General features: G+C 51.3%; 10 protein-coding genes and 3 tRNA genes. 7 read left to right on the top strand and 6 right to left on the bottom strand.

Translation table 11 applies throughout. From position 1 onward, the window contains the following. Window positions 1-369: 369 nt before the first annotated feature. The 4 genes from GOV79_RS18395 to GOV79_RS18380 all read right to left on the bottom strand — a co-directional run bounded on the left by GOV79_RS18395 (window position 370) and on the right by GOV79_RS18380 (window position 5168). Window positions 370-1809: an arylsulfatase gene (locus tag GOV79_RS18395; RefSeq protein ID WP_170354048.1), complete on the bottom strand. Its 1440-nt coding sequence runs from the start codon at window positions 1807-1809 to the stop codon at window positions 370-372. Window positions 1810-1852: 43 nt separating this feature from the next. After that, entirely contained in the window at window positions 1853-2674 is an 822-nt protein-coding gene (locus GOV79_RS18390) for a hypothetical protein (RefSeq protein ID WP_170354049.1), read from the bottom strand. Window positions 2675-2957: 283 nt separating this feature from the next. Continuing rightward, on the bottom strand, window positions 2958-3734 hold the full coding sequence (locus GOV79_RS22395; protein ID WP_408015524.1) for an alpha/beta hydrolase: 777 nt from the start codon (window positions 3732-3734) through the stop codon (window positions 2958-2960). 402 nt (window positions 3735-4136) lie between these two features. Then, window positions 4137-5168: an AraC family transcriptional regulator gene (locus GOV79_RS18380; protein WP_170724319.1), complete on the bottom strand. Its 1032-nt coding sequence runs from the start codon at window positions 5166-5168 to the stop codon at window positions 4137-4139. A gap of 467 nt (window positions 5169-5635) precedes the next feature. Here GOV79_RS18380 and GOV79_RS18375 point away from each other — a divergent pair, with 467 nt between their 5' ends. From GOV79_RS18375 to GOV79_RS18360, 4 genes are all read left to right on the top strand, one after another. Continuing rightward, window positions 5636-6931, top strand: a complete 1296-nt coding sequence (locus GOV79_RS18375) for an MFS transporter (protein WP_170751022.1) — start codon at window positions 5636-5638, stop codon at window positions 6929-6931. A gap of 199 nt (window positions 6932-7130) precedes the next feature. Next, a complete protein-coding gene (locus GOV79_RS18370; RefSeq protein WP_170756474.1) occupies window positions 7131-7625 on the top strand; it encodes a hypothetical protein in 495 nt (164 codons plus the stop codon). A 318-nt stretch (window positions 7626-7943) separates the two neighbouring features. Beyond that, window positions 7944-8495, top strand: a complete 552-nt coding sequence (locus GOV79_RS18365; protein ID WP_170751026.1) for a recombinase family protein — start codon at window positions 7944-7946, stop codon at window positions 8493-8495. Between the two features lie 77 nt (window positions 8496-8572). Further along, the gene (locus tag GOV79_RS18360; protein ID WP_170791090.1) at window positions 8573-9616 is read left to right on the top strand and encodes a tyrosine-type recombinase/integrase; all 1044 of its coding nucleotides are present in this window, start codon (window positions 8573-8575) and stop codon (window positions 9614-9616) included. Between the two features lie 101 nt (window positions 9617-9717). On the opposite strand, the gene GOV79_RS18355 is transcribed toward GOV79_RS18360, so the two are convergent. Continuing rightward, window positions 9718-9792: transfer RNA gene (locus tag GOV79_RS18355), tRNA-Val, on the bottom strand. Between the two features lie 110 nt (window positions 9793-9902). Beyond that, complete coding sequence (locus GOV79_RS18350) at window positions 9903-10640, bottom strand: porin (RefSeq protein ID WP_170791087.1); 738 nt, start codon at window positions 10638-10640, stop codon at window positions 9903-9905. Window positions 10641-10980: 340 nt separating this feature from the next. Here GOV79_RS18350 and GOV79_RS18345 point away from each other — a divergent pair. The 3 genes from GOV79_RS18345 (at window position 10981) to uvrA (ending at window position 14215) form a co-directional block, all read left to right on the top strand. Next, window positions 10981-11057, top strand: a tRNA-Asp gene (locus GOV79_RS18345). Between the two features lie 45 nt (window positions 11058-11102). Then, window positions 11103-11179: transfer RNA gene (locus GOV79_RS18340), tRNA-Asp, on the top strand. A gap of 177 nt (window positions 11180-11356) precedes the next feature. After that, entirely contained in the window at window positions 11357-14215 is a 2859-nt protein-coding gene (gene uvrA / locus GOV79_RS18335) for an excinuclease ABC subunit UvrA (RefSeq protein WP_170786610.1), read from the top strand.

Genomic DNA, 14215 nt, shown 5'->3' with positions numbered 1-14215 from the left:
ATAAAAAGATATGGCAGCAAACGAACTATCGTTTTCGGCATGGGTCACCCTCCCGTTTTCATCCGAACTGCATAGACAGGATTTAAAGTTAGCAAACTGAAGCTGGATACCTTTCTCGCCTGCTTTCCGAATCCATAAACAACAGATTGGTCCTTGGTAGATAAAGTTGCAGGAATTCGGTCAGATTCCGAATAAACGTCGGCAGTCTGACGCAATATGCGTTTTGGACCTACTTTGTTCCAGACACGTCGACGGATTAAGTAATTTCCGCGCATTGCGAACAGCTTAGCAGACCTTCAAGCGAAGCAGAATCGCGCGGCATCAAGGGAACGAAGAGTTTGTGAAGAAAGTTCAACAGAACACATTTGCTTATTCAGCGGGGATGTATGGATCCTTAGTGCCAGGCTTAATTGGAGGCTCTTTTTGAAGTGAGATTGCGTGCTGAGTAAGTTGTTTCAGAGCTGCCTGCGGTACCCAAGTCTCAGGAAACAAGACATTCTGTGTCTCACCGGGGTCTTTATAGAGATTGTAGATCCGCGGCACGCCGTAACTTACGGTACCTGTCAGAATGTTCTGCTGCTCTTTGAGGTGTACTTTCCAGTTCCGCCATTTCACGCCCCAAACGTCGTTACCCATATAAACAATTACGCCTTCCCGATTTGATTTCTCCTTATTTCCAAGGAAAAACTCGGTCTGGTCGATACCATCTATTATCCGGTCGTCTGGAACTGAGCCGCTCGCTATATTGGCGAATGTGGGGAATAAATCCATTTCATGAATAATTTCGTCACTGGTTACACCAGCCGGAATTTTGCCTGGCCAACGCACTGCGAACGGCACTCTCAAGCTGCCCTCGAACCCGGTGAATAGCGAGCCGCGCCAAGGACCTGCATTGCCCGGTATGAAATATTCAACGGAGGGAGTATTTGATCCTTCAGGCAAGATTTCAGGACCATTGTCGGCCGTGAAAATAAAGATCGTGTTGTCTCGTATTCCGAGATCGTCAATCGCGTCTAATAGCATACCATTGTAAGCATCGATCTGTGCCAGCACATCTGCAAATCTACCGTTGCCGGTAGAGCCCGCAAAATCCGGATGGGGAATGAGGGGGTAGTGTGTCATTGTGTAAGGCAGGTAAAGGAAAAAAGGCGTTTCAGATGCGGCGTGACGAGCCATAAAGTCGATCGCGCGCCTAGTTAACTCACCGTCGATCAATGCCCGCTGCTCAAGATCATAGTCCAAAACCTGCTGCGGTGTTGAACCTCGAATGCCTTCATAAATGTGGGTTCCGGCAACACCGCTTTCGGAAAACCCATCAAGGATGGACCAAGGTGTTTCGTCGCTTGAGTTTGGGATTCCGTACCACTCCTCAAAACCCTGATCAGTAGGAAATCGACCTTCTGTATGACCAAGGTGCCACTTGCCGAACATGCCAGTTGCATACCCCGCATCAGACAGCATTTCGGCCATGGTAACTTCCCACTGCACCAAGCCATATACGCCCCCTCCTAAAGGGATTGTACCATTGCCGGTCCGAACAGCGTAGCGACCGGTCATTATCGCTGCGCGTGATGGTGTGCATTGAGACTCGACGTTGAAGTTTGTGAGTCTCAAACCTTCAGCAGCCAATTGGTCTAGACGTGGAGTCGCTGCACCACGCGTTATTCCGCCGCCATTAAATCCAGGCTCGCCCCAACCGAAGTTGTCCATGAACACCAAAACAATGTTGGGTTTCTCGGACGCGTAAGCCGCCGTGCCGAACAGAGTCGTGACTGCAACTGCAAATGCTATGAATGTTCGACCCATCATCTTGCTCTCCAAAACGAAATTTGAGTAATGCAGGGGCTCAGGATCAGAATATATATTTGACCCCGCCCTCGAAGTTCCAATCCAGTGGTTCGTCTGGTCCCAAGCCGACACCAGGGCGGCCGTAAAGAGTGACGCCGGATTTCCACGTGTATCCAACCTCCGCATCGAAAACACCGCCCTGGGTATCGTTTTCCCAATCCACAATGTATTGAGGATTCAAGAGCATATAGAGCTGCTGCTCAGGCCATTGCTTTAGGAAAAAGACATCAAATCGGGTCTCATTGACATCGTCGCCGACGTTTGATCCCACATTAAAAGCATGCTGTATGCCGGGGAAGAGCCCGGAACTCTTAATGCCGAACGGATTGAAGAACGCGTAAAATAACTGCGGACCCAATACAACGTCATCGTCGCCGAGGATGTCCTCTGACGCGGTGGGCAACCATACCTCTAATCCGTATGCGAAAGCTTGCCGAGTCTCGGGATTCAGATAGGGAACGGTCAAGACGCGAAAGTTGATATCCCCAAGGCCCGCCTCATCAAAAAAAAAGCCGGGGCCAGTAACATCAACTGATCGATGAGGAATTTTTATCCGAAACTGCCATTTACCTTTGGCGAACGGCGTTCGGTATTCAAACGTAGTAACGTTTCCCGTGTTTCCGCCTCCTAAATCTTGATATTCATGATAAAGGCGGACGTCTTTCTGAAAATTAATCGGGTTTGTTCCGGTTTTGTCATCTTTAGAACGGAATTTTTCGTCGGAAGCTTGTTCTGCTTCTGAAGCTTCTTGTGCCAGAGCAGGATTGATTGTCTGCAATGCGGTTAGGCAAACAGAAAACGCTAGGGACAAAAAATAATATTTCATGACGCACTCCGAATTCCATTGGGTTCGCCACTTTCTGAAGTGGCGATCAGGAAGACTTGTAGCGGTTACGCTACTATCCTTGGTCTTAGGAAGTCGTTGCCATTTCACGACAAAATTTGCGGCACTACCAATGCAGCTTTCGCGGTTTCACATGCTAAAGTGAAGAAAACTGGCCACGCAAATTGAATATTGAGTCAAACTCTGTGGAAAGGACTACAGGCATACTCAGAAGTGAAAATGAGAAAGCTAGCGAAACAGCTTATTGAACCGCGGCAATTGGGGATCATCTTCGCGGTTCTTGGATAAGCAGAGACGGAAGGCTCACAGCCTCGCTGCCTGCGACCTCTCCGAGAGAATTAGTCTCCTTCAAGCCTCGGCCAATAAGTTGAACAACCTTAGGCGACTCAGCAAATTTTCCGTGGCTCTTCGTTCCAACGTCGTCGACTTCGCTGAGATCAATTACTGAAACACCAAGGTCTTCCAATTGCTCAATGTTTGCTTGCCCAAGTCGTGTTTGTCGTCCAGCAATTAAGCTTGAAAGCTTCAACGCGTAGTCGGCCTTCGAAGTAAGGATGTATACGTCATCTACGACTTCGGGGATCAATTGCAATTGAGCACGAAACAGGTCGAGATCGATGTCCGGTGAAGCCAGAATAATGTTCTTCAGTCGGTTCTTACGATCAAAATGGCCAGTTGTCGTTGCGTAGACAATGCCTTCCATTATGGCAAAGCTGCCCATGGACCATGCTAAGATATCAACCCTGTTCGCATTGCTGCGCGTCAGCAAATCTGCGGCAGTCACCATTTGAACTCTAGATTGAAGTGCACTGTTAAGGTCGTAAACATATCGTGTGGCGCTAGCGTAAGATGCCCAGGAAAAAAGTACCGGAACGCCTTCGAAACCTGAGTCTTGCACGAATTGGGTTAACCTAAGTGTCGCGTCGCTCAGGGTCATATTATACCCGTGTACGAAACCTAAGATCGTTCGATCTTCTGGAGATCTTCTTTCCAATTCTCTATTCATACTTGATAGGAACTTACCGTCGGTTTCATACACCACAGGTTCAATTACAGTGAAGTTCTTGCGCGGGTCTGGTGGATTTGTTTTCGATCTCTCTATCTTTGAGGTCGTGTGGTTAGGGGGCACGGTTACAACGACTGACGAAAGGCCGAGTTGCCCTGATCGTTGACGAGAATATAGTTCAGCTTCAACGCCACTTCGAGCTCTGGATGTCATGATGAAAACTTTATGGCTTGTTATACCCGGCACCTGGGATGGCGACACATCCGGATTTTCAATGCCAATAAGATCCGGCGGACGCGTACAACTTAGTAGTGCAAGGCACAAAACTAGGGAGAACAATGCTTGCCGAAGTATGCCCATCAAAAAGCGCGCTCCCTGTTAGTAAATGAGACCTCCACATTCGGTCAGGAAAGTTCCGCAAGATTTTGCAAGCTGGGTCTACATCAATCGTGCTGACGCGGTTATTTCAGATCTGTATTTGCTTGGTGAAACTTCGAATACTCGTGTAAACGCGCGTGTGAAATGTGAAGTGGCGGAGTAACCAAGCTCGTTGCCAATGATCGCCACTGTCGCCTCACTTCCTCGTAAAAGCTCACATGCCCTTTGCATTCGAACTCGCTCCAATAAATCTCGGAATCCGATACCGTGTGCCTCAAGCCTACGTTGCAAGGTGCGAGGGCCCATTGCCAAAGCGCGGGCGGTTTCCTCAAGACCGCTCTTTCCATCCGGCAAGTGTATCTTGATCAGGTGAGCGACCGACCCAATAAAATCTAGCGGCAAATCTTCACCCAAATGCTTTAGGTCGGCGAGGGAAACCAGTGCATCGCCATTGGAGGCTTGAATGGCCCGTGCTTCTTCGAATTGATCCCGGTCCAAAACGAACGCAAAGCTGTCCGAACAAAAATGCACAGGCGCTTCGAATGTATCTTCATAGTCTTGCTCCCAAGGTCCACTTGAACACGCTAATTTTATGCTCTTCGGGCACCATTCAGGACCAAGATAGGCTCGAATAACGGCCTCAAGAATACGCAGGGTCATATCACCTGCTTGGCGAAAACCAACAATAGACTGGAAAAGGTTCTGATAACCTATAGTGCACTCATTTTCTGAGTACTGTACTGAGATTTCACTCCCACTTTCGTAATACGGTAGCCCGGTTTTAAACTTAGCGATCGCACCTTTCAGCGTTTTTGCGGAAAGGACAAAATCTGCCATTGCACCGTATTCGCTCAGTTCTATTCCTTCAGTAGCCTTAAGGCCAAAAGATCGAATGCCTGTTACTTCAGCGGCGTTTCGGTACAGCCCGATAATGTCTTTCATGGGGATGACAGCGTCACGGTCGTCCAAAATTTCGTAAGGAAGAATCTGCCGATCTAACGTGCGGCGCAGCGCTTCTTCTCCACCCCAAGCTAGAATTAACTCAGGTAGCCCATTTAAATCGCTAACGCGCCCAAACGTCATTTCACTCATAACTAAATATCATGGCTGCGGGAGCCTTATGTCAACTTGGCGTAGATTCAGCGCTTTCCTCTAGCTTCGAGACGGAACGCCGCCGCGCTGTGAGAAAACACGCGGCTTGATGACCATTGCAAAGCAAAGTTTTGCAATCGATCAAGCCATTGCCGGGATTTTGTCGTGAAATGGTAACGCCGTTCCTCAGAAAGATAGAGCAAGCGAAACTTGATCATCATAACATCGGCATGAGGCTACGATCTACCATTCCAGAAGCGGTGGACGGCGACAAAGCGTATTTGCTCAATGGTTGGATTACTCAGTCCAGCCCGAGCGATTGCAATAGGTTTCCTCCGGTTTGAGAGAAACTGGTCGAATGAGACACTTGTGGCTGGCTTGGAAAGCAATCCCAGCAAGTGAGCCTCCTCGCAAGCCAATGCAAAAGCAAGCGACGTTGGAGTAGTTATGTATTTAGGGAAAGAAAAGTGAACGCCCAAATTCTGTCACTACGCGCACTATTTGTTTCTGTTGGTGCGATACAGTTAGCAACAGCAGCCCTGGGAACGCTAGTCGCTCTTCAAATCGCGTCGATTGGAGGAACTCAAGAAGCCGCTTCGATTGTCGCTGCAGCTTATTCGCTTGGGTTTATGGTTGGCTGTTTTTACATCGCTAAGCCGCTAGCTCGGATTGGGCACATCCGGGCCTTCACGGCGGCCGCTGCGATTTGCACGCTTTTCACTCTAATTCTGTCGAGTACCCAAGAACCAGTCATAATGGTGTTTGTTCGGTTCATCACCGGGCTCGCGACGGCAGGTCTATACGCTATCGGCGATGCTTGGATCAATGACACTGCCGGACCTGAAAACCGAGGACGCATACTCGCAGTTTACGCAATCGTTCTCGGCATCGTGTCGGTTCTGAGCCAAGGGATTGTCATTAACCAATCAGCCGAGCTTTCAGAAGCCTTTGTTCTTGTCTCGATGTTCTATTGCTTCGCAATTGTCGTGCTTGCAACAACGCGGACCAATCCTGCGAGTCCCGGAGGAACAGCGAATATTAGGATTAGCGAAGTCTTCAGAGAGTCGCCCACAGCGTTCGTCGGCGCTTTTATAAACGGTCTTCTAGTCACTGTTATGTTAACAGTTGTTCCGTTTCGTGCCAGCGTGCTGGGGCTCGATCCCAGGACAATTGCTATTGGAATTGGATTGGCCTACGCGGGCCGCATTTTTTTCCAGTTCCCGCTCGGAAAAGCCTCTGACGAAATGGACCGTCGGATTTTGATTGCTGGCGTCTCTGTATTTACCGCTATGATACTGTTACTGTTCGTTGTTTTGGGCAAGGGCGACGCCGCGGCTGCCAAGGGCGACTATGGTATAGGGTGGCAGCTTTTTGGGTTTGCTTTGGTTTTCCTCTTGGGTGGCTTGCTTCTCCCAACCTATTCGTTGCTAGTCGCGCATGGAATGGATCGAACTGTGCCGGTCTACGTTCCTTCTGCAGCAGTAACGCTACTCTTCGTTTGGACGCTCGGCGGTGTGACGGGGCCTGTTCTTGCAGCAATTGTGAGTAAGTTATTTGGCGATGGAAACATATTCTTGATGTGCTTGGTCATCGCGCTCACGTTCTCACTGTTTGTCGTTTGGCGTAGGAATCGCCGCGATAGTGTACCGCAAGCTGCTCGAGCTACTCATGTGCCCGGTACCGCGACAAGCGTTGAGATGACGCCTGAGCAAAAGCGAGTACCGGTTTCTGCCACGATTTTGGGGGCAGAAGAGGAACTATGATACTTATTAGCTTCGCGAGCTTCAGCTTTGTTTCGGATAGGCGAGTGTGTCGGGTGCCGCTTGGTATCACATTGCGAAGTAGCCAAGATGAGGCCTTACACCCGCAGATACAAGCATCATCACGCGGTCACAATCCGATAAGAAAATTTTTGAAATGCAATTCACGTTAAGTGTTGGGAACTCATTGAGTGAGGAAAAAATGCGCAATAAAACAAAAGCTTCTGTATTTTATCTGTGCGTAGGTTTATTTGTAGGTTGGATGGTGTATCAACCCACGGCTCAGTCTTTCGCCCAAACCGCAAGCAGGAAATGTCCAGAAAACCCCGACAAATCAGGAACCTTCACATTGGAAGGCCAAAAGAGAGGAATATTCGTCGCTTTTAGACAGGGAGAAGGCGTCCTTACTCTCAACAACGGTCAGCAGGTTGAGTTTACAGTAAGAGGGTTGAAGTTCGGCGAAACGGGATCGAGCACCGTACGAATAAAGGGAGATGTATACGGGCTGCAGTCCTTGGAAGACTTCGTTGGACACTATGAAGGAGTCGCTGGTGGCTTCTTGCCGATGATAGAACGAAAAGACGTACAAGTGGTGAATTCTAACTGTGTGACTCTAGTTGCTAAAGTCGTTGAATCGGGATTGCGCTACTCTCTTGTAGCCGGACAGAGTTTTTTAATTGAATTCCCTGAAGAATGAGAAATGGATTTGAGTACAAATATTTACAATCGTCCTTCGTGAGATGGTCGACTTCCAAACAACAACAATAACAACACTTAAAACCCCCGATTTTTGAAGTCGCTTTCTGAAAACCCCCGCCCCCTCATTATTCGGATATGAATTCTGTCTGGCCAACTGCCCAGCGCTATACGGCTTGCTGGCCTCTGCCGATAAACCATGCCCATGTGTCAGCTTCAGAGCGTGGCGCAAATGTCTGTCCATGGAGTCGGTCTCGACTTTTGGCAGACACCCTGCCGCAACTTCTAAAACATCATTGGCAAACAAGGAGACCATCACATGATGATCGGATATGCTCGCACGTCGACACTGGAACAGAAAGCATCCCTAGAGGCTCAGAGAGAGTCACTGAGGGGCGTTGGGTGCGAGAAGGTGTACGAGGAACAGATAAGCTCTGTGGCCCTCAGAGAGTCCCTCAACGCCGCTATGGAGTTCTGCCGGGAAGGTGACGTTCTGGTAGTGACCAAACTGGACAGACTGGCCCGGTCTGTGAAGCATCTCGGGGAAATTGTGGACGACCTAGAAGCAAGGAATATTGGCCTTTGGGTGCTGAACCTAGGCTTGGATACGTCAAATGCCACCGGGAAACTGATGCTGAATGTTCTGGGTTCCGTGGCTCAGTTTGAACGGGAGATGATGCTGGAACGTCAACGGGAAGGCATCGCCAAGGCAAAGGCCGAAGGCAAGTACAAGGGAAGAAAGCCCACTGCCAGAGCTAAGGCAACGGACATTGAGCAGTTGCTTTCTGAGGGGCTTAGCAAACGGGCGATAGCCAGACACCTGAACATCTCCGAAAGGTCAGTCTATCGAGTCGTGACGTCGCTGTCCTGACACCTCACCACCTCAATCAGATCACTTAAAAAAACAATCGTCGTACGAGCCGCTTTGGATAATTCTGAGCGGCTTTTTTGTACGCCCAGCGCAAGAAAGACCAACTCATGAAACTGTACAAACGCAATGGTTCTTCATTCTGGTGGTATTCGTTCACCGTTGATGGAAAGCAATACCGGGGTTCAACAAAGCGGTTATCCAACGACAAAAAGGGGGCAAAGGCAGTCATGCAGAAAGCCTACCAAGATGCGCTTGACCGAGTTCAGTTTGCAGAGCTGCCTGAAATCAGCCTTGAGGACTGCTTTGAACATGCATTGGTTGATCTGGACAAGGAACAGTCCAGACGCATCTACAGGGCGTCCTATCGTGTCCTGTATGAATACGTTTCGTCAAAGGACATGAACGCTTCTGACTTCACGCAAGACATGCTGGAAGACTTTCTGGACTTTCGTCGTCAACAGGGCCGTAAGGAAAACACTCTGAAAGGTGATATTCGAGCGATCCGTCGTGCGTTCAACAAGCTTGAGCATCGGTACAACTGCCCGAAGCTGAAGTACCCGAGCATCAAAGGCTTTACCAAGACACGGTATCTGTCTGACCGTGAGGAAAAGATCATCTTCGATGTTCTGGCGCAGAACGAAACTATCACGGCACGTAAGGCGGAACAGCTTTGCGTGGTGCTGATTGACACGGGTTTACGCCTGATGGAAGCGGTAACTCTGGAATGGGAATTCATCGACCTGAACAGACGGGAAATCGAAGTCTACCGGACCAAGACCGGAACGGTATCGTTGGTGCCTATCTCGCAAAGGGTTCATGACCTGTTTCGACGGTTGCATAATCAGGACCAGCCTTTCGAGGGCGTAGAGGAAGCAATCAAACTTCTGCGTAAGGTGATCCGTGACAACTGCAACAAGTCGGAGCGGGTTGTCCTGACACGGGGTAGCGCCACGGTGCATAGCCTTCGGGATACTTATGCCAGTCGGATGGTCCAACGTGGCCTTTCGATACAGCAAGTCTCGGTCCTTCTGGGGCATTCAAATATCTCCCAGACCATGAAATACGCTCAACTTGAAAAGGTAGACGTGGTTGCTCAGGCACGTTTGGCGCTCGACGCCTGACGCGCAATCTTAGTACAAAAACCCACACAGTATGTGCGGACAATACTTCTGGGGTAGGAAAATCAGGCTGTAAAGGGCTGAAAAGTAAATGAAAAATGGAGTGGTGGGTGATAACGGATTTGAACCGCTGACATCTTCGATGTGAACGAAGCGCTCTACCACTGAGCTAATCACCCGTAAGGCGGCGTCTTACAGTGAGTCTTGGCCCGCCGCAAGAGCCGGGATTCGTTTTTCTAACCCCGGCACCAAAGTCCCCCCGGAGGCGCGCCCCGAGAGGAAAATGTCCTCATAGACCCGGCAAACCTGGCAGTCTGGACAGAACGCCACGCTGACCGAAGGTGGTGCCGCGTTCGTTGCCAAAGTTCACACGGACGCCGAAGCTGACATATGCTTCGTTTTCGCTACCGGACACCAATGGGGACGAAATATGGGCAACACCGACATTGCCGTAGACTTCGGCATTGTCCGCAGCCGCATAAGAGGCGCCAATGGCAAACAGGTTGTAGTCCAGTGCACCTGCAAAGTTGTCAACGATGTCAAAGCTCGCGTTCAGTTCCCATGCATCAGCCAATTCGGTTTTTGCCGAAATACCAAATAGCGTGCCATCCAGATCCGAGGCATTTGTCAGATCTTGCCGCCCAAGATAACCTTCGATCTCTGCGGGTCCGGCATCAAATCCGGCTTCCAGACCGTAGAATTCGAAATCGGCATCGGCCAGGTCTTCCTGGCCGTAAAACAGGCCGAAAGACGCGTTGTTGGCGGTGTGCCAGTTGCCGTGCAAGGTCCAGTTCGTTGCGGTCTCGCTTAGGTCCTGAAATCGCTGGACGCCAAGATCTAGCTGTGTGCTGAATGCGCGGTTAAATGCCAATTCTCCAGAACCGTTCAGGTTGTAGGCGTCACCGAAGTCGGTGTCTGTGAACGTAGAATAATCCAGATTCAAATATCCGCCGGAAAATTCGACAGCTTGTGCTGCACCAGTCAGGGTTGCTGCTGACAAAGCGCTGCTAATAAACAACTTTTTCACGTTTATGCTCCGTTTTCTTTTCGTTGTGCAATAGGGTCTTGTTGAGACCTTCTGAGCAATTGCGGACTTAATCGGGCTAGAGCGGAAAGTGTATCTGGCACAGTTGAATTAGGTGCGATGTGGCGAAGCTGACACAGTTTTTGGTTGTGGCGAAAACACCTGCTGCTTGATCCACTTGCGTTGTTGGCTGATCTACTGTCAAGACCGGTGATGACACGTTGATCCGAGATCTTCGGCGAAGGTAAAATTCCCGAATTCGGAAAAAACTTCAAAACGCCGCTTGACGCTGCCCGAGCGGAGCCATAATACACCCCAACGTTCAGCAACGAACGTGCAGCGGGCGGTTGTAGCTCAGTTGGTTAGAGTACCGGCCTGTCACGCCGGGGGTCGCGGGTTCGAGCCCCGTCAACCGCGCCATCGCTGCACTCCTTGGTCCAGGTTAAAGGCCGTAAAAATAGATGCGCGGTTGTAGCTCAGTTGGTTAGAGTACCGGCCTGTCACGCCGGGGGTCGCGGGTTCGAGCCCCGTCAACCGCGCCATTTATTTCTCAAATCTCAGTCAGAACTTTGAACATTCAGCACATTGCGCGCCGACGCACATGTTTTGTCAGGAGTGATCGGCAATAATCCGTAAGTTCACACTTTGTTCTAATTTTTCTGTTGGAGACTCAGTGCTGCTCGCCTATTTCTAGGTCACTTGCGTGTAGGGGGCCAAGAATGGCTGAGCTTAAGAATATCGAGGTGCGCGGCGCGCGCGAACATAACCTCAAAAGCATTGATGTGGATATTCCGCGGGATCAGCTTGTTGTGATCACGGGGCTATCTGGTTCGGGCAAGTCGTCGCTGGCCTTTGATACGATCTATGCCGAGGGTCAGCGTCGCTATGTCGAAAGCCTGTCGGCTTATGCGCGGCAGTTTCTGGACATGATGGAAAAGCCCGATGTGGATCACATCAGTGGGCTGTCTCCAGCGATCTCGATTGAACAGAAGACGACGTCGAAAAACCCGCGCTCGACCGTGGGGACCGTGACCGAGATCTACGACTATCTACGCCTTTTGTTTGCCCGCGCAGGTACGCCCTTTAGCCCCGCCACCGGCCAGCCGATTGAGGCGCAACAGGTGCAGGACATGGTCGACCGGATCATGACGATGGAGGAGGGCACGCGCGGCTACTTGCTGGCCCCCATCGTGCGCGACCGGAAGGGGGAATATAAGAAAGAGTTCCTTGAACTGCGCAAACAAGGTTTTCAACGTGTCAAAGTGGATGGCGAGTTCTATGAGCTCGATACCCCGCCCACTTTAGACAAGAAATTCCGCCATGACATCGACGTGGTCGTAGACCGCCTTGTTGTGCGTGAAGGGATGGAGACTCGGCTGGCCGACAGCCTGCGCACCGCTTTGGATTTGGCGGATGGCATCGCGATTCTGGAAACCGCCCCGAAGGAGGGCGACCCGGAACGTATCACCTTCAGCGAGAATTTTGCCTGCCCAGTCAGCGGCTTCACCATCCCCGAGATCGAACCACGCCTGTTTTCTTTCAACGCGCCATTTGGGGCGTGCCCGGATTGCGACGGGTTAGGGGTCGAGCTGTTCTTTGACGAACGCCTCGTGGTGCCGGACCAGACGCTCAAACTGTATGACGGTGCCTTGGCCCCGTGGCGCAAGGGTAAGTCGCCATATTTTTTGCAAACCATCGAAGCCATTGCGCGGCATTTTGAGTTCGACAAGAACACCCCGTGGAAAGACCTTCCCGCCAAGGTGCAACAGGTATTCCTGCGCGGCTCTGGTGATGAGGAAATCCAGTTCCGTTATGATGAGGGCGGGCGAGTCTATCAGGTGACACGCAGCTTTGAGGGCGTTATTCCGAATATGGAACGCCGCTATCGCGAAACCGACAGCGCCTGGATTCGGGAAGAATTCGAGCGTTATCAGAACAACCGTCCTTGCGGGGCCTGTGAAGGCTACCGTCTGCGACCCGAAGCTTTGGCCGTCAAGATCGCGGGTCTGCATGTGGGGCAGGTGGTTCAGATGTCGATCCGTGAGGCCTTGGCTTGGGTTGAGGACGCCCCGAACCATCTGAGCGTACAGAAGAATGAGATTGCTCGGGCGATTCTGAAAGAGATTCGCGAGCGCCTCGGATTCCTGAATAATGTGGGTTTGGAATATCTTACGCTGTCTCGTTCTAGTGGCACGTTGTCCGGTGGCGAAAGCCAGCGTATCCGGTTGGCCAGCCAGATTGGGTCCGGCCTGACGGGCGTGTTATATGTGTTGGACGAGCCTTCGATCGGGTTACATCAGCGGGATAATGACCGGCTGCTGGGGACGCTCAAGAATCTGCGCGATCAGGGCAATACGGTGATCGTGGTCGAACATGACGAAGAAGCGATCCGCGAGGCTGATTACGTGTTCGATATTGGCCCCGGTGCCGGTGTGCATGGCGGGCAGGTGGTCAGCCATGGAACGCCAGAGCATATCGCGGCCGATGCGGCCTCGATGACCGGGCAATACCTGTCGGGCACGCGAGAGATTGCTGTGCCGACTGACCGGCGCAAAGGGAACAAGAAAAAGCTGAAGGTCGTCAAAGCCACCGGGAATAACCTGAAAAACGTCACGGCAGAATTTCCGCTGGGTAAGTTCGTTTGTGTGACCGGTGTATCGGGTGGCGGCAAGTCGACTCTGACGATTGAGACACTGTTCAAAACCGCCTCGATGCGATTGAACGGCGCGCGGCAGACGCCTGCGCCCTGTGAGACGATCAAGGGTCTGGAGCATCTGGACAAGGTGATCGACATTGACCAACGCCCAATTGGGAGGACTCCGCGTTCGAATCCAGCAACTTACACCGGAGCTTTCACTCCGATCCGCGACTGGTTTGCCGGTCTGCCGGAAGCCAAGGCGCGAGGGTACAAGCCGGGGCGGTTTAGCTTTAATGTCAAGGGCGGCCGGTGCGAGGCGTGTCAGGGTGACGGCGTCATCAAGATCGAGATGCACTTTCTGCCTGACGTCTATGTCACCTGCGAAACCTGCAAGGGTGCGCGCTACAATCGCGAAACATTGGAGATCAAATTCAAGGGCAAGTCCATCGCCGATGTCCTTGATATGACTGTAGAAGACGCGCAGGAGTTCTTTAAGGCCGTGCCTTCAATCCGCGATAAGATGGATGCGCTGGCGCGTGTTGGGCTGGGCTATATCAAGGTTGGGCAGCAGGCCACGACCTTGTCCGGGGGCGAGGCGCAGCGGGTGAAATTGTCCAAGGAATTGTCCAAACGCTCGACTGGGCGGACGCTGTATATTCTGGATGAACCAACGACGGGTCTGCATTTCGAAGACGTGCGCAAGCTGTTGGAAGTGCTCCATGAATTGGTCGATCAGGGCAATACGGTCGTTGTGATCGAGCACAATCTGGATGTGGTAAAAACCGCTGACCATATTATCGACATCGGCCCCGAAGGTGGCGATGGCGGTGGTGAGATCGTCGCCACCGGCACGCCCGAAGACGTGGCCGCCGTCGAGCGCAGCCATACTGGGCGATACCTGAATCAGATGCTGAACTCTGAACAGGTCGCGGCGGAATAG

The sequence above is a fragment of the Ruegeria lacuscaerulensis genome (genome assembly GCF_013034745.1).
GTDB lineage: Bacteria > Pseudomonadota > Alphaproteobacteria > Rhodobacterales > Rhodobacteraceae > Ruegeria > Ruegeria lacuscaerulensis_B.
The sequence above is the reverse complement of the archived record's forward strand: the minus strand, read 5'-3'. Positions and strand labels throughout refer to the sequence as shown.

What these genes read in the sequence shown, in the direction of transcription:
- GOV79_RS18365 (WP_170751026.1), top strand. Translation starts at nt 7,944, where the DNA reads ATGATGATCGGATATGCTCGCACGTCGACACTGGAACAGAAAGCATCC.
- GOV79_RS18380 (WP_170724319.1), bottom strand. Translation starts at nt 5,168, where the DNA reads ATGAGTGAAATGACGTTTGGGCGCGTTAGCGATTTAAATGGGCTACCT.
- GOV79_RS18395 (WP_170354048.1), bottom strand. Translation starts at nt 1,809, where the DNA reads ATGATGGGTCGAACATTCATAGCATTTGCAGTTGCAGTCACGACTCTG.
- GOV79_RS18390 (WP_170354049.1), bottom strand. Translation starts at nt 2,674, where the DNA reads ATGAAATATTATTTTTTGTCCCTAGCGTTTTCTGTTTGCCTAACCGCA.
- uvrA (WP_170786610.1), top strand. Translation starts at nt 11,357, where the DNA reads ATGGCTGAGCTTAAGAATATCGAGGTGCGCGGCGCGCGCGAACATAAC.
- GOV79_RS18370 (WP_170756474.1), top strand. Translation starts at nt 7,131, where the DNA reads ATGCGCAATAAAACAAAAGCTTCTGTATTTTATCTGTGCGTAGGTTTA.